The sequence below is a fragment of the Dellaglioa sp. CoH-57-MRSF-19 genome (assembly GCF_056781975.1).
Genome location: NZ_JBXAXW010000002.1, coordinates 1 through 17,695, shown reverse-complemented (window position 1 = coordinate 17,695; position 17,695 = coordinate 1). Strand labels below are relative to the sequence as shown.

The 17,695-nt window shown below is 31.2% G+C and carries 18 protein-coding genes and 1 tRNA gene; 5 read left to right on the top strand and 14 right to left on the bottom strand.

Going from position 1 to position 17,695, the window contains the following annotated elements:
- Positions 1–51 precede the first annotated feature (51 nt).
- Positions 52–327: a GIY-YIG nuclease family protein gene (locus AC1RO3_RS01920; protein ID WP_409022440.1), complete on the bottom strand. Its 276-nt coding sequence runs from the start codon at positions 325–327 to the stop codon at positions 52–54.
- Positions 317–1,063 (bottom strand): tRNA1(Val) (adenine(37)-N6)-methyltransferase, encoded by a 747-nt coding sequence (locus AC1RO3_RS01915; RefSeq protein ID WP_409022439.1) that lies wholly within the window; start codon positions 1,061–1,063, stop codon positions 317–319. The genes AC1RO3_RS01920 and AC1RO3_RS01915 overlap by 11 nt, the downstream gene beginning before the upstream one ends.
- A gap of 103 nt (positions 1,064–1,166) precedes the next feature.
- Between AC1RO3_RS01915 and AC1RO3_RS01910 the strand changes: the two genes are divergently transcribed.
- On the top strand, positions 1,167–1,802 hold the full coding sequence (locus tag AC1RO3_RS01910) for a lysophospholipid acyltransferase family protein (protein WP_409022438.1): 636 nt from the start codon (positions 1,167–1,169) through the stop codon (positions 1,800–1,802).
- Between the two features lie 67 nt (positions 1,803–1,869).
- On the opposite strand, the gene AC1RO3_RS01905 is transcribed toward AC1RO3_RS01910, so the two are convergent.
- The 4 genes from AC1RO3_RS01905 to AC1RO3_RS01890 form a co-directional block, all read right to left on the bottom strand.
- Positions 1,870–3,657: an ABC transporter ATP-binding protein gene (locus AC1RO3_RS01905; protein ID WP_481761390.1), complete on the bottom strand. Its 1,788-nt coding sequence runs from the start codon at positions 3,655–3,657 to the stop codon at positions 1,870–1,872.
- Positions 3,650–5,407: an ABC transporter ATP-binding protein gene (locus AC1RO3_RS01900; protein WP_481761391.1), complete on the bottom strand. Its 1,758-nt coding sequence runs from the start codon at positions 5,405–5,407 to the stop codon at positions 3,650–3,652. The genes AC1RO3_RS01905 and AC1RO3_RS01900 overlap by 8 nt, the downstream gene beginning before the upstream one ends.
- 67 nt (positions 5,408–5,474) lie before the next feature.
- Complete coding sequence (locus AC1RO3_RS01895; protein ID WP_112249992.1) at positions 5,475–5,711, bottom strand: YneF family protein; 237 nt, start codon at positions 5,709–5,711, stop codon at positions 5,475–5,477.
- A 95-nt stretch (positions 5,712–5,806) separates the two neighbouring features.
- Positions 5,807–6,049: a DUF896 domain-containing protein gene (locus tag AC1RO3_RS01890; protein WP_409022435.1), complete on the bottom strand. Its 243-nt coding sequence runs from the start codon at positions 6,047–6,049 to the stop codon at positions 5,807–5,809.
- Between the two features lie 147 nt (positions 6,050–6,196).
- Here AC1RO3_RS01890 and lexA point away from each other — a divergent pair, with 147 nt between their 5' ends.
- A complete protein-coding gene (gene lexA / locus AC1RO3_RS01885; protein WP_409022434.1) occupies positions 6,197–6,817 on the top strand; it encodes a transcriptional repressor LexA in 621 nt (206 codons plus the stop codon).
- A 53-nt stretch (positions 6,818–6,870) separates the two neighbouring features.
- Here lexA and AC1RO3_RS01880 read toward each other — a convergent pair whose 3' ends face one another.
- Positions 6,871–8,022, bottom strand: a complete 1,152-nt coding sequence (locus AC1RO3_RS01880) for a hydroxymethylglutaryl-CoA synthase (RefSeq protein ID WP_481761392.1) — start codon at positions 8,020–8,022, stop codon at positions 6,871–6,873.
- Positions 8,023–8,376: 354 nt separating this feature from the next.
- Here AC1RO3_RS01880 and AC1RO3_RS01875 point away from each other — a divergent pair, with 354 nt between their 5' ends.
- Both AC1RO3_RS01875 and AC1RO3_RS01870 read left to right on the top strand, forming a co-directional pair.
- Positions 8,377–9,240: a hypothetical protein gene (locus tag AC1RO3_RS01875; protein ID WP_481761393.1), complete on the top strand. Its 864-nt coding sequence runs from the start codon at positions 8,377–8,379 to the stop codon at positions 9,238–9,240.
- Positions 9,241–9,291: 51 nt separating this feature from the next.
- Positions 9,292–9,378: transfer RNA gene (locus AC1RO3_RS01870), tRNA-Ser, on the top strand.
- 398 nt (positions 9,379–9,776) lie between these two features.
- On the opposite strand, the gene AC1RO3_RS01865 is transcribed toward AC1RO3_RS01870, so the two are convergent.
- Genes AC1RO3_RS01865 through AC1RO3_RS01835 form a run of 7 tightly spaced genes read right to left on the bottom strand, consistent with a single transcriptional unit; the run spans position 9,777 to position 16,760 of the window.
- Entirely contained in the window at positions 9,777–10,295 is a 519-nt protein-coding gene (locus AC1RO3_RS01865; RefSeq protein ID WP_481761394.1) for an adenine phosphoribosyltransferase, read from the bottom strand.
- 14 nt (positions 10,296–10,309) lie between these two features.
- Positions 10,310–12,640, bottom strand: coding sequence for a single-stranded-DNA-specific exonuclease RecJ (gene recJ / locus AC1RO3_RS01860; protein ID WP_481761395.1), 2,331 nt, complete (start codon positions 12,638–12,640; stop codon positions 10,310–10,312).
- A gap of 17 nt (positions 12,641–12,657) precedes the next feature.
- Complete coding sequence (locus AC1RO3_RS01855; RefSeq protein WP_481761396.1) at positions 12,658–13,023, bottom strand: lipopolysaccharide assembly protein LapA domain-containing protein; 366 nt, start codon at positions 13,021–13,023, stop codon at positions 12,658–12,660.
- A gap of 11 nt (positions 13,024–13,034) precedes the next feature.
- The gene (locus AC1RO3_RS01850; protein WP_409022789.1) at positions 13,035–13,844 is read right to left on the bottom strand and encodes an SDR family NAD(P)-dependent oxidoreductase; all 810 of its coding nucleotides are present in this window, start codon (positions 13,842–13,844) and stop codon (positions 13,035–13,037) included.
- On the bottom strand, positions 13,840–14,787 hold the full coding sequence (gene rnz / locus AC1RO3_RS01845) for a ribonuclease Z (protein ID WP_481761397.1): 948 nt from the start codon (positions 14,785–14,787) through the stop codon (positions 13,840–13,842). Before rnz ends, AC1RO3_RS01850 begins: the two co-directional genes overlap by 5 nt.
- A 19-nt stretch (positions 14,788–14,806) precedes the next feature.
- On the bottom strand, positions 14,807–16,093 hold the full coding sequence (locus AC1RO3_RS01840) for a sensor histidine kinase (protein ID WP_481762402.1): 1,287 nt from the start codon (positions 16,091–16,093) through the stop codon (positions 14,807–14,809).
- On the bottom strand, positions 16,083–16,760 hold the full coding sequence (locus AC1RO3_RS01835; RefSeq protein WP_409022427.1) for a response regulator transcription factor: 678 nt from the start codon (positions 16,758–16,760) through the stop codon (positions 16,083–16,085). The genes AC1RO3_RS01840 and AC1RO3_RS01835 overlap by 11 nt, the downstream gene beginning before the upstream one ends.
- An 85-nt stretch (positions 16,761–16,845) precedes the next feature.
- Between AC1RO3_RS01835 and AC1RO3_RS01830 the strand changes: the two genes are divergently transcribed.
- Complete coding sequence (locus tag AC1RO3_RS01830) at positions 16,846–17,124, top strand: hypothetical protein (protein ID WP_481761399.1); 279 nt, start codon at positions 16,846–16,848, stop codon at positions 17,122–17,124.
- Positions 17,125–17,695 lie beyond the last annotated feature (571 nt).

Sequence of the window (17,695 nt, the reverse complement as noted above, 5' to 3'; positions counted from 1 at the left end):
TTTAAAATTTATACTTTCATTATATCATTTGAAATCTTTTTATACATTATTTCAGATTTCAACTGATTGCTTTTTTAAATAAGCAATTTTTTTATCTCTTGATTGGTGTTTGAAAGCATATTCTTTCTTTAATGCTTCAGATTTCGTTTCAAATGATTCCTGCAAAATCATTTTCAAAGGCCGTCTACTAGCTAATTTTGTGTACTTTGCACCTTTCCCTGCATTATGCGTTGCAAGTCTTTTTTCGGGATCCGTTGTAAATCCGCCGTATAGTGTATTATCAGCGCACAGTAATACATAGAAATAATATTTTTTTTCATCTTCCATAAACAATCTCCTGAACCATTTGTGTGTACTCATCATCGTTACCATAAACAACAATAGGAGGCATAATCCTAATTCCTGCTGCATTGCCATCCTTAATTGCTTCAATTAGGACCATGTTAGCCTCTTTTCCCTCTTTTGGATGAACAAATTGGATTTTTTTAGGCGCCAACCGATGATTAACCATTTTACTTAGAATTTCAGGCAATCGATCAGGACGGTGTACGAAAAAAGTTTTCCCCTTCATTTTCAATAAACCGCTAGTAATTTCTAGAATACTATCTAAATTAGTTGTAATTTCATGTCGTGCAATTGCTAAATACTTGTTAGGATTCTGAGAAGATTGTGGCGTATTTGGAAAATAAGGTGGATTACACAATACGGTATCAATTGAGTCTTTTTCTAGATAATCAAACGTGTTGATTAAATCTGTTTGCTTAACTTGTACTTGATTTTCCAAGTGATTCAATTCAATACTTCTATTTGCCATATCAGCTAATTTTTCTTGAAGTTCAATCTGATAAATTTGACCCTTTGTTTTTTGACTAACAAATAACCCGACTGCACCATTGCCCGCACATAAATCAACTATTTTAGTTGATTCTTTTCTTGAAACATCTGCAAAATGGGCTAATAAAACAGCATCCAGTGAAAAAGAAAAAACATCTGAACTCTGAATGATTTTAATTTGATTTGAGTATAATTGGTCAATACGTTCATTGTTATTAAGTGAAACCATTTTTCATTACCCATTTTCTATAATTTTTTTTAAACTTGCAACTTTTAATTTAATTAGTCATACTTACCATACAAAGTTTAAAATTTGAAAGGATTGTTGCCACATGTTTTATTCATTTGCACGAGGTATTGTACGAGTACTTTTATTCTTAATCAATGGGAATGCCCACTATATTAATAAAGAAAAACTACCTGAAGGATCGTATATTTTAGTAGGTCCACACCGAACTTGGTTTGACCCCCTTTACTTTGCCTTAGCTGGTAGTCCTAAAAAGTTTTCATTTATGGCAAAAAAAGAACTATTTGTAAATCCAATTTTACGCTATATCTTAATTCATGCCAATGCTTTTCCAGTTGATCGAGAAAATCCAGGTCCATCAACAATTAAAACGCCAGTTAAATTTTTAAAAAAAGGCGAATTATCATTAATTATGTTTCCCTCAGGTACCCGACATTCCGAGGAATTAAAAGGTGGTTCACTCTTAATTGCTCGAATGGCACAGGTACCCCTAGTTCCAGCAGTCTATCAAGGTCCATTAACCTTAAAGCAACTTTTCAGTAGAAAAAGAGTAACCGTTTCATTCGGTGATCCAATCTATTTAGACAAAAAAACAAAATTGACTGATGAGGTCCAAACAGAAATGGACACCCAATTAATGGCTGCATTTCAAAAATTAGATACTGAAATTAATCCCAATTTTAAATATGTTGATCCCCATAAAAGTAAAAATAATAATTAAATTCCAAAAAAAATACTGGTAGGAAATCATATTGATTTTCTACCAGTATTTTTATTTAAAATTAAACTTAATCATCTGATATATTTTGTAAACTATACATGTCAGCGTATTTACCATTTAATTTTAGTAATTCTTCATGTGTTCCTCGTTCAACAATTTGACCCTTATCCAACACTAGAATTTGGTTAGCGTCAACAATAGTTGACAGTCTGTGTGCGATAACAAGCGTCGTTCTATTTTGTCTCATTTGTTTTAACCCATCTTGTATAAGTTGTTCCGTCTCCGTATCAATATTAGCTGTAGCTTCATCCAATATTAAAATTTTGGGATTAGTTACAATCGTTCTCGCAAATGAAATCAATTGCTTTTCACCAGCGGAGTATGTTGCCCCTCGTTCAACAACTTTCGTTTGATACTGCCGAGGTAATTTATCAATAAATTGATCAGCATGAACAAATTTAGCAGCTTTTTCAATTTGTTCATCAGTAATATCTTGATTAAACATTCTAATATTTGAAGCAACATTACCATAAAATAAAAATGAATCTTGTAATACAAGCCCCATTTTTTTACGTAACTCTTCTGTCGAATATTTTTTAATATCTAAACCATCAATTAAAATTTGCCCTTCTTCAAAATCATAAAATCTCATCAAAATATTGATGGTTGAACTTTTACCACTACCCGTGTGTCCAACGAAAGCAAGTGTTTCACCAGGTTGTACCGTAAATGATATATTCTTTAAAACAGCATTCTCATCATCATAAGAAAAAGTAACATTTTTGAATTCAATTTTACCTTCAGTAATTGTGGCTCCTGCCACGGGTGTTTGTTGTGGTTCTATTGTTTGGTCATCAAGAACACTAATGATTCGGCTACCTGCAACGATTCCATCTTGGAAAGTTGTCAAATAATCCATTAAGTTTGTCATGGGATTGAAGAAATTTTGTAAATATGTTAGAAATGCATATACCATTCCTGCTTCAACAAAATGATCTAAACTGCTAATTCCAAATAACCCAAGTGTCATTACTACAGCCAATGCATAAAATAAACTAATAATTGGTGAAAGTAACAATGAATTAGTTCGAATCATTTCAAATCTTTTTTTCAAATAAAGTTCATTAGTGTCCTCAAATTCGCCTTCAATCCGTTTTTCTTGGCGAAATTGTTGAATCACATTTATTCCAACGATAGATTCATTTAATTTAGTATTTAATCGACTCAAATATTCTCTCATTTGTCGATAAACCTTTGAACTAAACCGTTGGTAATACCATGTTGTTATTAGTAAAATTGGTATAAAAATCAACGTTACCAATGCAATCTGTGGCTTGGCAATATACATTGCTACAAAAGCAGAGATAAGTGAAAATACACCAACGATTAATGTCATAAATAGCGTCCAAAAATCTGCTAATGTCATCGTATCATTAGTAACCCTAGAAACAACAGCTCCAGCCGGTGTCTTATCAAAGTAACGCATCCCTAACGTGTGAATTTTTTTAAAAAGAATGACACGTATTTTTTCTAATGTTTTTTCTGCACCCATTGAGTACAAATACATTTGAATGAATTGAGTAATTGCTTTTAAAATTACACCGATAAAGTAAAGACCCGCAAATAAAAACATAATATTTAGTGGTGTTGATTTCGATTGAAGATAGTTATCCATATAATACTGTAAAAGAAGAGGTAGTAATATATTAATTCCACTTAATATGGCCGCAAATAAAATTGCGATTAAAAAATCGGCTTTAAAATCTTTTGTATAGGGCAACAATCTTTTAATAACTGTTCTTTGTTCTTTACCGCTCAGTTCTTTTTGCCAGCTAGATTTAGGCTTTTCACTCATTAATTTCATCTCCCTCTAACTTGCTTTCAAGTTGTTGTTTAGTTGTCATTTGATAGTACCAACCTTTTGATGTCATTAACGTATCATGCTGTCCTCGCTCAATAATTGTTCCACCATCAATTACGATAATTTCATCTGCATCTTTTACACTACTCATACGGCTTGCAGAAATAATAGTTGTTTTATTTTGACGTTTCTCTTTTAATCTAGTTAAAATAATAGATTCCGTTCTGGCATCAACTGCCGAAAGAGCATCATCCAAAATTAATAGCTCTGGATTAATTACAAGGGCACGAGCGATAGCTAAACGTTGCTTTTGGCCACCAGAGAGGGATATTCCTTGTTCTCCAACCTCTGTTTCATATTTTAGTGGTAATTCAGTGATATCACTATCCAAATCAGCATTAAATGCAGCCATTTCAACCTTTTCTTTTGTTAAATTCATATTAGCAAAACGTATATTATTTAAAATAGTTGTTGAAAATAAAAAGCTTTCCTGAGGAACGTAACCAATTGACTTCAGATACGTATCTAAGGCATACTCTTTAATATTTGAATTATTAACTGAAATCATTCCGTTGTATGCATCAAATTCACGAAGTATCAATTTCATAATCGTTGATTTGCCAGCACCCGTTTTTCCAACAATGCCAAGAGTTTGACCAGAACCAATTTCAAATTTAACATTATGCAAGCTTTCCCGATCATCATCTGGATAATTAAAATGCTGGACATCAAATTTAAAAGATCCCACCGGTAATTTATCTAACCCCTTTTCATTATCTACAATGCCACTTTTTTGATTTAATAATATTTGAACACGATCATAACTAGCATTTCCACGTTCAATAACATTAAATAATCGACCAATAGCAAACATCGGCCAAACAAGTAACGCAATATAACTTATAAATGAAATCAGTTGTCCAATTGAAATAACGTTGTTAGCCACATAGTATCCACCTAAAATGATAGTGCAAACATATGACAATCCAATAATTAAACTTGTTATTGGATCAAACAATGCATCCAATAAATTAACTTTTCTATTAATCTTGATAGTTTCTTCAACTTTTCCTTCAAAATCTTCAATATCTTCTTGTTCTTGTCCAAGAGTCTTAATCACTTTAATTCCGCTGACACTCTCTTGCGTTTTATTATTCAACGTTGAAAACGCTGCTTGAGATGTAGAGAAAGCAGTGTGTATTTTAGTTCCTAAATATCTAGCCATAACCGCCAATAAAGGTAACGGAATAATTGCTAAGATTGTTAAACGCCAATCTATTAAAAATATCATTGCAATTATAGTTGTCCCACCCGTGATAATTGAATCAGCAAAAGTTAGTATACCTGCACCAGCAACCTGCTGAATAGCTGTTAAATCATTCGTTGCATGTGCCATCAAATCGCCTGTTCTATTTTGCTGAAAAAAAGATTGATCCATTTGCATAAAATGTTTAAATAATCGAGTACGTAAAATTTTTTCAAGGCGAGCAGCGCTACCCCAAATATTGGTTCTCCAGATATATCTAAACAGATATTGCCCTAATGCAACAAAAACTAAGATACTAATCCAAATTGCTAACTTACTCACTGTTAGTTCATTTTCACTCATACTATCAACGATATTTCCAATAATTTTAGGTGGAATAATTTGGAAGATTGCCACTAAAATCAGAAAGAATACTGCGATTCCATACGATTTTTTTTCTTGTTTAAAAAACCATCCAAGTTTTCTAAATATAGTCATTCTAACTCCTCCTTTTTATAAAAAAAAACAAGCAAAGGAAATCCTTGCCTGTTCATAAAATATTAAATTATTTTTTTTGCGAACTATTTTTTGCTTGTGCATTCATAGATGACATCATCTGATGTAATTTCTTTTCAGAAGGTTTTTGGCCCATTTGGACCATCATCATTCTTAACATATCTTCATTGATTGGTGGGTTCTTTTGTAAATATGTTTCCATATACTTACGAGCACCGAAAAATCCTCCGACAAGTCCAACTGCTAACGCAATAACGGCGATTAAAATCGTCATTCCCATTGACATAATTCAAGACCCCTTTCAATTCACTTCAATCACTAATTCTACACAATTTTCACATAAAAGAAAAGGTAAATCTATTCAAATTGGGAACTATTTTCTTAGTTATCTCGTAAACCTTTATCACGTTGAACTTTTTTTACTTTGTCAGGTGTTACTTCTTTACCTGTTTTATCATAAACCTGCATCATTTCAACTCGACTTCTAAAACTTTCTCTAAATAATGCAAGATACGTTTCACGAAGTTCTTTTCTTTCAGCTTCTTCAGCCTTTGTTAAACCTTCATCAGTTTTACTTTTTGCAGCTAATTCATTTATTCTTGGTGCTAAATCTTCTGGGATCATTTATTATCACTCCTTAAAATTTCACTCATAAGCATACCTGATAATATGATAAAAAACAATTATTCAAATTAACCGAACGTTTGTTTGCAACAACTACTTTCATATGCTACTATTAAAATAATAAATAATGATGATGAGGTGTACTAAATGACAAAAGCATCTGACAGCAAACAACTTGCAGTCTTGCGCTTTATTCATGAACGAGTGGACACGAAGGGTTATCCACCAACTGTTAGAGAAATTGGCGAAGCTGTTTCTCTATCATCTACTTCCACTGTTCATGGACACATTGCTCGACTTGAAAAAAAAGGATTACTAACTAAAGATCCCACCAAACCTAGGGCAATTGAACTTACACCACTTGGATTAGATGCGATTGGCGTTAATAGTCATGAAAATTTAATTCCAATGGTCGGGACCGTTACTGCTGGTGTACCCATTTTGGCTGTTGAACAGGTAACTGATTATTTCCCCCTCCCACCTGACTTTAATTCCTCAGATGATTTATTCATGTTAACAATTCGCGGAGAAAGCATGATTAATATTGGGATATTAAATGAAGATCAAGTTATTGTCAGAAAACAGTCAACTGCTGAAAATGGTGAAATTGTTATTGCAATGAATGAATTTGATGAGGCAACCTGTAAAAGATTTTTCAAAGAAGAAAATCATTTTCGTCTCCAACCCGAAAATGATTCAATGGAACCAATTATTTTAGATTCTGTCTCTATTTTAGGCAAAGTCATTGGACTCTATCGTCATTTTTAATGAACAAAGCAGAAAAAGCTACTAAATTAGTCAGACTAATCTAGTAGCTTTTTCTATTGAATAGAATATTGCCTTTGCATATTTTTGCTGCCTATTAAAATATATTTAGATTTATCATTACTGTAATCTAAATAAATATCTGCTCCATCATTTTTTAAATGATTTTGATACATATTCTCGTATAATTCAATAGAAACTTGAACACGTTCTTCTAAATTAATTTTCGGTAATTGACTCTTGAAATTATCTGTTAATGTACCAGAAAAGAATTCTCCAACTGCCCCTGAACCATAGCTATACATCCCTATTCTATCACCGGCCTCTAAATCATTACTATTTTCAAGTAAAGATATAAAGCTTAAATATAGTGAGCCAGTATATAAATTTCCAACCTGATTATTATACTTTTTAGCTGCCTCAAATTCTCGTTCTAATTCAATTTTTTTGCTATCTGTCGCTTCATTAAGGACTTCTCTTAAACCTTTAACACCAAGTTTTGTATATGGCAAATGATATAAAATAGCCTTAAAATCAGCAACAGTTAATCCTGTTTTATTTTTATACTCATTCCATGTTTGATTAAAAAAATCTAAATATACGTTCTGAGAAGTTTTACCGTCTACAAGTGCTTCGCTGTGATTTAATGGGCGCCAAAAATCCATAACATTTTCCGTTACAAATCCACTATCTGCATCTAATAAAAGTATTTTTGGGTTTTTCGTAATAATCATTGCGACAGCGCCGCCACCTTGTGTAGGTTCACCCGCAGTATTTAGACCATATCTAGCAATATCAGCACCAATGACTAAAACCTGACTATTTGGATTAAGCGACACATGTCCTTTTGCCAATTGAATAGCGGCCGTTGCTCCATAGCAAGCTTGCTTAATTTCGATTGATCTCACGTGTTTTAAGCCTAAAAGACCTGAAACGTAGGCTCCTGCCGACTTTGAATTATCAATACCGGATTCTGTTGCAAAAATAACAAAGTCAATTTTGTCTCTATTTTCGTTATCTATTAATAGATCTGCAGCATTTGCACCCATCGTCACCACGTCCTGTGTCGGCGGTATAACAGCCATTTTTGATTGGCCAATTCCAATTAAATATTTATTAGGATCTACATTTCTGACATTAGCTAATTCTGACATATCAACGTACTGATTCGATGTAAAAAAATTAATTCGATCAATTCCAATTTTCATTAATCTTCCAGCTTCCATTTATTATATTGTTTTTATTGTACTTGATGTCTCATTTGATGGCAAGATTTGGTATCACTGGTTTAAAAAGGTATCATTATTCAGTTTCAAATACTAAACCTAAATACTTTTATTACTACCCTAGAAATATCTTTATCAATAAACTATCACACTCGGCGAACAGATAAAATTTGGCAACGATTACAAGACTCATTGGTCGTATTGCACTTAATTGCACTTAATTGCACTTAATTCCCCTTGAATACTAATTATAGAATCACTTTATGTATTCTCTTGTAATTGTCCAGTTAGACGTATAAAATTTAACCATATATTTATACGAAAAAGGGGATTAATATGATTGCACAAACATTTTATTTAATTGTTTTAATTATTTGGGTGTCTATGATTGGGTTAACTATTTGGGATAAAGGTTTGACTAATTTTTTTAAATATATATTCACCCCTACAAAAATACCAAGACAAAATAGATTTAAACACCCTTTTTTGTCGTTTTTAGTTATTCAAGAAAAAGAACAAAAATTTTATTTTTATGCAGTAAGTTTTTTAATAGGTACAATTTTTGGTCTAATGTTTTTCCCCAGGTTCTTAATTTTAAGACTACTAACATTTAGCATTGCTTCATTACTGTTTTGTTATAGTTTTTTTTCATACCTAAAATTATTCCCTAAAAAAACAAAACTCTGGCAAATTGAATCGTATTTATTATTACTTATTACTACATTCATTTTTTATCTAATTAATTATATGAATTTGATTACACCACTAATGGAAACAACAGTTATTTTTACATTTATATTAGGTATTATTATCATTACCTTTAGTTCATTCTATTTATTAAAATTACTTTCATACATTGTTCAAAATAATTTTGCACATACTGTACAGGTTATTGCTGAATTTGCATTAAATATTTTCTATGAAGGTTTGCTTGTTGGAACTTCTTTAATAGGCGTTTTAGGAGGTGAATCAAAAGTTACCGAATTTGTCTCTAAGTTACCCAGTGTCCATGTTGTTGATCACTTAGTAGCTATTTCATATTATGGCTTGAGTGATTTTTTTGGAGACCCCATAAATTCTATTCAAAATGTTCAGTCATATCCAACAATAATTTTATATATTCATCTGCTAAGCTTATTATTTGGCGCAAGCTACACGTGGATATTTCTTGCTAACTTAATAAGCATTGATAATAATTAAATGAGTTTTGCAATTATATTAAAAAGTTGATATACTAAACAAAGTTATTTTGGAGAGTTGGCAGAGTGGTAATGCACCGGACTCGAAATCCGGCGAACGCTGTAATGGCGCGCGCAGGTTCAAATCCTGTACTCTCCTTTTTATATCATATTAAACCAAAATAAAAAAACACAAACGCCAGTTTAAAGGCATTTGTGTTTTTTATTTTGTATAAAAAGAGACTATAAAGCATTAAAACATCATATGACTTTGCACATATTTCGCACATTTTTATATACCTAACATTAAAAAAGCTTTAAGTGACTTTCTGAATTATAAAAAATCAGTATTATACCTGTATCTTGGACCCAAACTGATGTATATATAATTAATATTTCGCAAACAACCGTCTGTTCTTGGTAAAAGGAAGATAATATTCAAAAGCTCGTAGCTTAATTTAAAAATAAAAAGCTCTAGTATTGGACGAAAATCCAATACTAGAGCCTCATTTTATAAAATTATACAACAATAGCTATCATAAAGCTGTAATCATGAATTTAATAGTTCATTAAACTGAATATATCATAGTCTTTTATTTTTTGACGGCCCTTTAAATCATCTAATTCAATAAAAAAGGCAGTCCCTACAACAATACCACCTAATTGTTCAACTAATTCTATCGTCGCTGCAATCGTACCACCAGTTGCTAATAAATCATCTGTTACTAAAACCCTCTGTCCAGGTTGTACCGCATCCTTATGCATATATAGTGCAGATTCTCCGTACTCCAATGCATACTTGGCCTCAACGGTTTCTCGAGGTAACTTACCTTTTTTTCTAGCTGGTGCAAATCCTACACCTAGATCATAGGCCACTGGACATCCAACAATAAACCCTCTAGCTTCAGGGCCAACAATCATCTCAACATTTTTACTCTTGGCATATTCTACAATTTTATTTGTTGCTTCGCGGTATGCTGCTCCGTCTGCCATTAAGGGTGATATATCTCGAAAAACAACACCTTTTTCTGGGTAATCAGGAATTGCAGCAATATACTTTGTTAAATCTAATACCATTAATAAACGCTCCTTTAATCTTCTGTATTCAATTGTTCAAGTATCCACTTTTTAAGATCATTCTCTTTAGAGTAGACTAACTTATCTTCAGCTAATATTCGATTATTTCTTAGCTTATATTCAGAAGTATTTTTAATGTCCATTTTATTTGTTGTACTTTTTCCAGTCATTAATCCATCTTTTATTTTAACAAATTCCAACTCTAAAAACACCTTAATCATGAATATTAATAAATTTTTCTTTATTTTTAAAAAATCAGATAAGACGATTAGTTGATTATTAATATCAACATCTTTATGACTCATCACAAATTTATATAACTTTGCATACTGTTCTCTGGATGGCATACCATCTAAATAGGCACTGTTAGTCTTTAAAAATACTGCAATTATTTTCTGACTATCCGATAAACGTAATATTGTAGACATTTGTTCCAACGAGCTTGGGCAATCTACAAATATAATTGTTCTTTGATTATCAAAATCTGATACACTTTTTAGTTGATCAGCCTGCTTAAATATCTGTTTGTCTGATGAAAATTGTTTTACTTGGTCATAATTTTTTTTATTCCAGAATATAAACAAGCCTTCATTTTGAAATAAACTTTTATTCACGTGGTCAGTTCTTTCATCAATAATTACAAGCCCTTCAAATTTAATGTCCTGTACCATTAACTGTAAATTTGTTTTATTCATCCATACATTTTTTTCAATTTCACCGATTAATTTGATCTCATCTAAAGTATTCTTGAAATCATCAACATACTTTGCATTTGAAAATGAAATTCCACTAATTTTTTCTTTCTCACCAACAACTTCAAATTTTAAGTGAGTTCCTGTTTTACCAATAGCCTTAACATTTTGTATTGATTTATATTTAATTTCAAAAATCGGTTTTTCATTGTCTGTACCAAATGGTTTTAATTTTTCAATATCCTTATAAAAATCCAAAGTCAATTGATCTACATTTAGCTTTGCTACAACCACTTTGGCTGGCTTAACGTTCAATTGAATTCCTTGAGATACTGCTTCATTTTCCAAGTCTAATCTAAATCTTTCTAAGTTTTGAATGGGAAATGTTAATCCCACGGCCATATGATGTCCACCAAAATGAGATGTTAATTCTCTATGTTCATTAATTGCGTTATACAAATGAAATGTATCAATACTTCGACCGGATCCTTTTAAATAGCCCTTCTCTGTATCTTGGTTTAAAATAATTGTCGGTTTACCAGTTACTTCAACAACACGACTAGCAACGATACCTAATACACCTTCGTGCCAATTTTCACCTGTTATTACCAGTGTTTTCTTGTACTGATTATACTCTGCTGTAGCCTGTTTCAATGCTAGTTCTAATATATCTGCTACAATTTTTTGACGGCGTACATTTTCAGATTGAACAAAGTTTGCTATTTCCTGTGCTCGTTCATCGTCTAGACTAGTTAACAGTTCAACACCAATATTTGCATCACCTAATCGCCCAATTGCATTTAAACGCGGCGCAATACCAAAACCAATATCTTTTTCATCTACTGTTTCCTGTTTTACATTCGCAACTTCCATTAATGCAATCAATCCTGGCCGGAACGTTTGTTGTAAAACCTTCAGACCGAAACTTACAAGTGAACGATTTTCATCTGTCAGTGATACCAAATCTGCTACTGTACCGATTACCACTAAATCTAGTAATTCTTCTGAAATATCACCTGTTAATGCACTCGCAACTTTAAATGCCACACCAGCACCTGAAAGTTCTCCAAACGGATATTTTCCTTCAGGATGTCGAGGATGAATTATTGCATAAGCCTTTGGTAAAACATCTGGTAATTCATGATGATCGGTTACGATAACATCTATACCTTGAGATTGAGCAAATTCTATTGCTTCATTCCCTGATACACCATTATCAACAGTAATAATCAAATTAGTACCATTGTCTATTATTCTTTTATAAGCATCTACATTAGGTCCGTAACCATCTATAAATCGGTTAGGTATATAAGTTTCCACATCTGCGCCCATATCACTAAGTGTCTCAAACATGATTGAGGTACTCGTTAACCCATCAGCATCATAATCACCATAAACCGTTATTTTTTGATTTTTAACTATTGCTTGTTGAATTCGTTCAATTCCTTTACTCATATCATGCATAAGCATTGGATCGTGAATGTTTTCTGCTCCTACATTTAAAAAATCAGTAATAGCTTTTTCAGATGTAAGTCCGCGGCTCCATAGTAAAGATATCAATGAATGATCTAATTGAATATTTTCAAATATTTCATTAGGTATTTTGTCATTACTTAAATCTAAAAACTTCCAACTATACTTTGATTCAATCATGTTAAACCTCTACTTTACTAACGATTTATATTTTCTGATTTTAACGTTTTAATTTCATTTTGTAGTAATTGAACTTCTTTTCTATTCTGAGTTTTTATTTTATCAATTGAATTTTTCAATGATTCATCAAAATTATTTTTATAGTCATCCAATTGTTGATTTAATTCTTTATTTTCTTTTTTTAATTTTAAAGTTGCACTTGTTGTTAACAGACCTATCAGTAGTGCTCCTGCTAAAATTGAAAATAATAAAATAAGAATCATTGGCATTTTAATTTCTGCAAACCAAAAATTAATTGAAACTTCCTTTACATTTAAAATTGAAAAAATTGCTATTACGATAATAAGTAATAACGCTATGATTGTTCGCCATTGTTTTTTCATATTTTCCCCCACTATTTTTTGTTAAATACTGTACCCGCAAGTAAATCTCCCATTTTAGGGAAAATTGTATATCCCAAATATGCCATTTCCATATAATATGGTAAATTAATTTCGCGTTTATTTGTACTTATGTTTCTTGATATAATCTTTGCAACATGCGCAGGATTTAGCATCATTGATCCAATATTTTTTAAATAGTTGCCCTCTTTATCAGCTATTTTGAAGAAATTAGTATCAATTGGTCCAGGATTAACTGTCATAACTTTAATCCCTAGTGGTTTTAATTCTAATCTCAACGCATTAGAATAACCAAGGACACCATATTTCGTTGCTGAATAAATTGCTGATTTCGGTGTTGCAATTTTCCCAGCAATAGATGCAATATTAATAATAACGCCATATTTTCTATCTGCCATATTTAGCGCAACATTTTGAGTCATGTACATTAGCCCCAAGACGTTTACTCTAAACATTTTTTCAGCAACATCCATATCAAAAGATAACACATTCTCCATCAAACCAAACCCTGCATTATTTATAAGTACTTCAATCGGTCCAATTGAAGATTCAATTTTTTTAACCATTTTTTCAATTTGAATTGGATCAGAAACATCACATTCAATCGCATAAGCCAATCGACCAGATAGACGCTGACAAGCATCTTTAACCTCTGTAAGTTTATCCATTTGTCTAGCGCAAATAACAACAATTGCACCTTTTCTAGCAACCTCATATGCCAGTTCCTTACCTAAACCACTTGAACCACCACTAATTAGAACGATTCTATTACGTAAATCTTTTAACTCTTTATATTGACTAATCATTTACTTTTTCCTTTTGAGAAAACGGCACATTAATTACATCAAAATCTCTAACAACCGTTGTATTTTTAAAGATACTTCTTGCCTCACTCTGTAAAGTAATGGCCATTTTACCAACATATCTTGCGGAAATATGTGTCAATAATAACATTTTCACGTTTGATTTTTTAGCGATTTCTGCAGCCTGAGCACTAGTTGTATGATAATAATTCCTTGCCATTTTTGATTCAGCTTTTTCAAATGTACTCTCATGAACCAGAACATTTGCATTTTCAGCTAATGTATAACTATTTTTTGTTTTTCTTGTATCGCCCAAAATTGTGACAATACGCCCTTTTTTAGTTTCTCCCAAAAAATCATTTCCATTTAATTTTGTGCCGTCTTCTAATTGAACTATTTTACCGGCTTTTAATTCTCCATAAATTGGACCAGACGGAATATTTAATTCTTTAAGTTTATCTATTTGTAATTCGCCTGCATAATCATGTTCCACAATTCGATAACCCACGCTTATAATACGATGATCTAAGTAATCAAAATATACTTTAAAAGTGCTATCTTCAAATATTAATCCAGGTTTATCAAGTTCTACAAATTTAATTGTATATGACAACTTCGTTTCAGAAACTTGTAAACTGGTCTTCACAAAATTTTGAATTCCTTTAGGACCAAAAATAGTTAAAGGTCCATTACCTCCTTGAAATGATCGGCTACTCAAAAGACCTGGCAACCCAAAAATATGATCTCCGTGTAAATGTGTAATGAATATTTTTTCGATTTTCCGAGGTTTTATTGTCGTTTGTAAAATTTGATGTTGTGTTGCTTCACCTACATCAAACAACCAAACACTATTACGTTCATCTAGTAGTTTTAGTGCAATACTGGTTACATTTCTATTTTTTGCAGGTGCTCCTGCTCCTGTACCTAAAAATTCTAATTCCATATTATTAACCTATCCTTACTTATTCATTTGATTTCATTGGTAATGTAACTTCAAAAACGACACCCTTCGGTATCTTATTTCTAACTTCAATTTTACCTTTATGCTCTTCAACGATCCATTTCGCAATTGACAAGCCTAACCCATTACCACCTGTTTTACGATTTCTTGATTTTTCTTCTCTATAAAAGCGTTGGAAGATTATTTTTTTATGTGTATCACTAATATTTTCTCCATCATTAATGACTTGTATCACTAGTTGCTTAGCCGACTCAATAACGATAAACGAAATTTCATTACCCGCTACTGTGTATTTCAATGCATTATCAAGTAAAATGACAATTAATTGATGTATACGGTCTTCGTCTAATTGAATGTACTTACTTGCAATATTTATTTGAAAATAAAATTGTTTATTTTGACTAAGCGCAATATCTGCATAAGGATGAATAATATTCTCAAAGTATTCCTTAGCAAGGACTTTCTTAAAGTTAAACACATTAGCATTAGAATCTGAATTAGCTAACAATAATAGATCTTTTGTTAGATTATTTAATCGTCTAATCTCACTTAATGAAGTTGCAATTGACTCGCTTTCATCGATAATATTTGCATTAGGTTTTGTTAACAAATACTCTAATTTATTTTGTACTATCGTCAATGGTGTTCTAAGCTCATGGGCTGCATTATCGATAAATTCTCTTTGCTTATTCCATGCACTAATCGTTGGTTTAATACTAATAGATGATAAAATAACACTTAAGGCAATCGACAACATTCCAAAAATAAGCAGAGATACAAGTAAAATATTCCTAAAACTAATCAATGAGTTTTGATTAATCTCAATATTTTCAATAATTTGAATATATCGTGCTTTATGCCATTTTTTAACAGCTGAGTCTGGAATTTCCATTAAGTATGACCTAAACGTAGGTCCGTTTTTTTGTTTAATTGTTTTAAATTTGTTTAAATCAGATTTTTTAAATGGTATCTTATTAAAAACGGGGTATCTGGTACCCATTGCATCTTTATTAATTATTTCTCCATTTTGTGACCATAAGATTTGATAGACTTTAAAGTCAGGTGCTTGCTTCAAAAGTGGACTATCATCGATTCTATTTATGGAGACATAATTAGAATCTTTTATTCGTCTAATTTGTTTTTTCATTGATATATCTACATTAACTGTTAAGGTGTCATTAAATGAACTATATACAATTAAACCAAGTGTTACAAAAATAATACTGAAGCTTAAAAGATACATAAAAAATAATTTTATACGCGTATCTCTATTTGCCTTATTTTTCATCAGGTTCAACCAGATAACCAACGTTTCTAATTGTTCGAATCATTTTTTCATGACCAATCTTTTTTAATTTTTTTCTCAGATTACTCATATAAACTTCTACAACCGTAATGCTAGTATCGGACGTAAATCCCCAAACACGGTCAAATATTTGTTCTTTCGTTAAAATAGTATTCTTATTTTCCAGTAAGTATGTTAAAAATTCATACTCTTTACCCTGTAAATTGATAGATTGGCTGCCAGAAATAATTGTTCTGTTATCAGATAAAATCATATCTTGATATTTTAATTCACTATCTATTTCAAATTTCATTGTTCTTTTCAGAAGAGCCTTTATTCTCATTTGTAATTCGTTTAAATTGAATGGCTTAGCTAAATAATCATCCGCCCCTAAATTAAATCCGGTAATTTTATCGTCAACACTATCTTTTGCTGATAAGATTAGCACTGCCGTGTCAATTTTCTTTTCTCGAATTTTTTTTAATACATCAAATCCCGATATTGTAGGAAGCATTAAATCTAAAATAATAATATCATATATATTTTGTGAAGCTTTAAAAAAGCCTTCCTCGCCATCGAACGCTTGCTCTAACGTCATAATTTTTGCTGTTGCTTCAACAATATTATCAGAAATAATTGTATCATCTTCAATAATTAATCCTCTTGGCATTTTTTTTCCTCATTCCTTTCATTTTCATTAAAAAAAATGCATAATAATTATATCTTCTACTAAAGGATGGTTAAATATTATGCGAATGATCGATTTAGAATTAGCCACTATTGATTTAAATAAAAATTTTAATTTATATTACACTACTAATAATCTATTTTACCCTATTTCTAAGGTAATTAGTACATCAGAATATTTTATTTTAATTGTTACTCCCTCTGATAAACCCTTGTTACTTCAAGATTTACTTCACGTATCTGAGTTGAAATCACGTCATAATAAGCTGTTTATCCAAACTATTGATAAAAATTTACATTTAATTTTAGGTTATAAAATAGATCATAATAAACTATTTTTAGCTTAAAACTTAAAATAGATCTGTCTTCATTCTACTCTGATGCTATTATATATATCGCATGGAGTATTAATAAAAAATGCTAACTGCTGTTATACAGTTAGCATTAGTGACATTTGTTAATAGATAAAGTTATTCTACATAATTATCCTGTCTTTATAGTATATCTAAAAAATGGAGGTAAAACAAATGAATATTCTATCTACAACAGTAAGTATCGTTGCCCTATTAATTTCACTGTATACCCTGTACATCGTCCTAAAAAGTAATAGATAAATTAAACGCTAATTTTTAACACAATACATTATTCATACAACTACTGGATTAAGTCATCAATTGTCCTATCTTATTCAAAAAAGGACAATATTAGTTTGTTGAAACAAATTTAAAAAACATTATAGAACATAGCTATTTTAAGGGTGTACACTTTCTGGTGTTGGTGAAATAAAATTCATCAACACCAGTTTTTTATTCTGAAAACAAAAAAAGAGGCCACCATGACCTGTACTAGGCCCTGTCAAGTTGACGGATGAAATAATATAAAATTTAATATGTTTCTAAATGGCTTTATCCCAGTATT

Excerpts from the sequence above, each read along its gene's own strand:
- AC1RO3_RS01880 (WP_481761392.1), bottom strand. The coding sequence starts at position 8,022 with ATGAAAATTGGAATTGATCGAATTAATTTTTTTACATCGAATCAGTAC.
- AC1RO3_RS01910 (WP_409022438.1), top strand. The coding sequence starts at position 1,167 with ATGTTTTATTCATTTGCACGAGGTATTGTACGAGTACTTTTATTCTTA.
- AC1RO3_RS01895 (WP_112249992.1), bottom strand. The coding sequence starts at position 5,711 with ATGTCAATGGGAATGACGATTTTAATCGCCGTTATTGCGTTAGCAGTT.
- AC1RO3_RS01920 (WP_409022440.1), bottom strand. The coding sequence starts at position 327 with ATGGAAGATGAAAAAAAATATTATTTCTATGTATTACTGTGCGCTGAT.
- AC1RO3_RS01835 (WP_409022427.1), bottom strand. The coding sequence starts at position 16,760 with ATGCCAAGAGGATTAATTATTGAAGATGATACAATTATTTCTGATAAT.
- AC1RO3_RS01830 (WP_481761399.1), top strand. The coding sequence starts at position 16,846 with ATGATCGATTTAGAATTAGCCACTATTGATTTAAATAAAAATTTTAAT.
- recJ (WP_481761395.1), bottom strand. The coding sequence starts at position 12,640 with ATGATTGAATCAAAGTATAGTTGGAAGTTTTTAGATTTAAGTAATGAC.
- AC1RO3_RS01855 (WP_481761396.1), bottom strand. The coding sequence starts at position 13,023 with ATGAAAAAACAATGGCGAACAATCATAGCGTTATTACTTATTATCGTA.
- AC1RO3_RS01915 (WP_409022439.1), bottom strand. The coding sequence starts at position 1,063 with ATGGTTTCACTTAATAACAATGAACGTATTGACCAATTATACTCAAAT.
- AC1RO3_RS01875 (WP_481761393.1), top strand. The coding sequence starts at position 8,377 with ATGATTGCACAAACATTTTATTTAATTGTTTTAATTATTTGGGTGTCT.
- rnz (WP_481761397.1), bottom strand. The coding sequence starts at position 14,787 with ATGGAATTAGAATTTTTAGGTACAGGAGCAGGAGCACCTGCAAAAAAT.
- AC1RO3_RS01840 (WP_481762402.1), bottom strand. The coding sequence starts at position 16,093 with ATGAAAAATAAGGCAAATAGAGATACGCGTATAAAATTATTTTTTATG.
- AC1RO3_RS01865 (WP_481761394.1), bottom strand. The coding sequence starts at position 10,295 with ATGGTATTAGATTTAACAAAGTATATTGCTGCAATTCCTGATTACCCA.
- AC1RO3_RS01900 (WP_481761391.1), bottom strand. The coding sequence starts at position 5,407 with ATGACTATATTTAGAAAACTTGGATGGTTTTTTAAACAAGAAAAAAAA.
- lexA (WP_409022434.1), top strand. The coding sequence starts at position 6,197 with ATGACAAAAGCATCTGACAGCAAACAACTTGCAGTCTTGCGCTTTATT.
- AC1RO3_RS01890 (WP_409022435.1), bottom strand. The coding sequence starts at position 6,049 with ATGATCCCAGAAGATTTAGCACCAAGAATAAATGAATTAGCTGCAAAA.
- AC1RO3_RS01905 (WP_481761390.1), bottom strand. The coding sequence starts at position 3,657 with ATGAGTGAAAAGCCTAAATCTAGCTGGCAAAAAGAACTGAGCGGTAAA.